Source organism: Roseburia sp. CLA-AA-H209, from assembly GCF_020687575.1.
Lineage (GTDB): Bacteria > Bacillota > Clostridia > Lachnospirales > Lachnospiraceae > Roseburia_C > Roseburia_C amylophila.
The window spans coordinates 1-2,983 of the sequence record NZ_JAJEQU010000038.1; the positions used below are offsets into that span (position 1 = coordinate 1).

At 38.0% G+C, this 2,983-nt stretch carries 2 protein-coding genes and 1 pseudogene; all 3 read left to right on the forward strand.

The genetic code is table 11. The annotated features are described in order from the left end of the window. A pseudogene (locus LKD41_RS15370) lies at nt 1–180 on the forward strand (ABC transporter ATP-binding protein); the annotation flags it as partial. Nucleotides 181–194: 14 nt separating this feature from the next. Beyond that, on the forward strand, nt 195–2,585 hold the full coding sequence (locus LKD41_RS15375) for an ABC transporter permease (RefSeq protein WP_227701662.1): 2,391 nt from the start codon (nt 195–197) through the stop codon (nt 2,583–2,585). A gap of 198 nt (nt 2,586–2,783) precedes the next feature. Then, the coding region (locus LKD41_RS15380; RefSeq protein WP_227701663.1) for an ATP-binding cassette domain-containing protein at nt 2,784–2,983 on the forward strand (200 nt) is incomplete at its 3' end.

A 2,983-nucleotide genomic window follows, 5' to 3' on the forward strand; every position in this document is an offset into this window, starting at 1 on the left:
GTGCTGGCCGACGAGCCGACCGGCAACCTTGACAGCAAGACCAGCGCCGAGGTGCTGGGGCTTATCAAGCGCACCAGTGCAGAGTTCCGGCAAACTGTTGTGATGATTACCCACAATGACGACATAGCCCGTCTTGCAGATCGGATTGTCCGCATTGAGGACGGAAAGATTGTGGAGTAAGGAGGTGACAGGCTATGACATGGCCTTTTGAAAATGATACCAGCGCCATTACAAAGAAGCTGGCAAAGAAAAGTTTGAAAAGCGAGAAGCGCCGGAATTTGATGATAGTAATTGCTATTTCACTGGCAGCGTTTTTGATGTCAATGTGTGGAACATTATTTTTTGCTTTTCAGGAATCTCAAAATAATATGGCTACTTTTCAAGCCAGCTATGATAATCTGACAGAGGATAAAATTGAAAAACTTCGTCATCAACCAGAAATCGAAACGGTAGCGTCGCTTTACAATCTGGGAGAAATAAAAATGCCAGAGGGATATTCATTGTATTTGGCATATATGGATGACGCGGCATGCTATATTGCCCGAAATCAATTTACACTAAAAGATGGGACTATGCCATCTAAAGAAAATGAAATTGCAGTTGACCGTGAAATGGTGAACAAATATTTTTCTAATACTGCAATCGGAGATAAAATTTCTTTTCAAATAAACGGAAAATCACAAGATTTTGTGATTTCTGGGATTACGGAAAGCTCGACTGAATCACAGGGCAATTACTCGTGCTATATATCAAAATCGTTTGTAGAAAATAGTTCTAATTATAATCCTGCAAAATACCAAAGCTATGTTTGTTTTGCTGATGCAGATTCAACATCAAAAGAAATTCTAAAAGAAAGAATTGCTTCTATTGGAAAAGAAATTGGTGCTGATTATAGCTTAAGTTTTCTCTTTTTTAGAGAGAATATGGGATTGTCATTTGAAAATATACTAACTTTTGTAAGTTTGTCCGTGTTGGTATTATTTGCCGGTATAACGGTAATCCAAAGTATTTTCAGAATTTCTATCAATGAAAAAATAAGAAATTTCGGACAGTTACGCACTTTAGGTACAACTGCATTACAGATAAAGAAAATGATAAACTATGAAAGTAGATATTTATCATGGCTTGGAATTCCTCCGGGTATTGTTTTGGGTGCGATTGTCGGAACTGTTTTGGGAAGTAATGAATTTTCCAGCGGTTTTTCTCCTATCAATATTCCTTTTGTAATGATAGGCGTTTCCATCATTTGCACTCTTATGGTGAAATTATCTGTTCGCAAGCCACTTAAAATTGCAGCAACTACTTCCCCTATTGAGGCAGTACGATATATAGCTTATCGAAATGCTCCGATGCAATCTCGAAAACATAATAAAAAAATTTCACCTTGCTCTTTAGCTCTATTAAATCTTTGGCGCGATAAGAAAAAAACAGCCAGTACATTGCTTTCCTTGATATTTGGAGGATTACTCTTATTTATATCTGCATCCGCAGCAGTTAGTAATACGCCAGAGCAATTTGTCCGTGAAAAGTTTTTTGTAAACGGCGGAAGCTTCCGTATATATCTTTCTGAAGAATCAGTTGGAAAAAACGAAACGAATAATCCGCTAAATGAATCTTTGAAAGAAGAACTTTTGAATACTAAAGGAATCCAAAAGATTATACCACTTAGAGATTCAGTAGGAATGTGTCATTATTCTATCAATGGAAATGCTACTGAGGGAATGTGTGATATAATTTCGGATCAAAGTACAGAAGGTAATTTTAGCTTTGTTGAACAATATTTGATAGATGGACAAATGCCTAAGAATCAGTTTGAAGTTTTATTGACAGATGGATATATGGAACTGGGGGTTACAAAAGGGACGCCTATAAAGATTACAAATAGTGGAGAGGAAATAGAATGTATTGTTTCCGGTTTCTTTGATAAGAGCTTTGTCGGAACCGAAAACGGTACAGATGCTATTGATCCAGCGAATCTTATAATTACACAAGAACTTGCACAACAACTATTTCCAAACACAGAAAATTTTGCTTACTCATGGGAGATCATAACTGATAAAACTTATAATGATGAAATAGAATCAGCTATTCAGCAGAAAATTACCTCTAAAGAAAAGGGGCTTTCTATTTGCAGCTATAATGATGTTGTAGAGTACATGGAATCTTCTATGAACTTATTGTTTGGAAGTTTGCAAATGCTATCATTACTAATTTTGCTGTTTGGAATAATCAATCTAATCAATATGACGCTCTCTAACCATCAAGCACGTAAACAGGAAATCAGTACATTACGCACTGTTGGATTAAGCCTAAAACAATTATATCATTCTCTCATAACAGAGGGATTGCTATATGTACTTGTTTCATTTGGAATCGTTCTTTTGGTTGGTATTCCCATAGCTATTCCTGTGAGCAAAGCTGTTGGTATCCTATTCGGTATGCCAAATCTCTCATATCAATTTCCAACAATGCAGATAGGTGGATATCTACTAATATTGATTCTTTTACAGTTGATTCTTTCTGTATGGGAAATACGGGATTTGAAAAAGTGTTCATTAACAGAACAAATGCGAGCAATGGAATAACCTTTTAGGATTGGCGGGGCGGCGTGTGCTGCCCCGCTTTTTTCGCCATTTCTCAAAGAAATTTTTGAAATGTCCGAGCGTTGTAACATTTCACCTCGATTTTCAATGAAATTTTTTGGCCGCTGTAACATTTCGCGGACATTTGGGTTTTATAATACCTTTATCAACAGGCAAGAAGCCTTGAAAGGAGTTTTGAGTATGAGCGTTTTACAGGCGATTGATCTGAAAAAGTATTACGGCACAGAGCCGAACATTACCCGCGCCCTTGACGGTGTGAACTTCTCCGTGGAGGACGGCGAGTTTGTGGCCGTTGTGGGAACCTCCGGCAGCGGCAAGTCCACCCTGCTTCACATGATGGGCGGGCTGGACACCCCTACTTCCGGCAATGTGATTGTCCG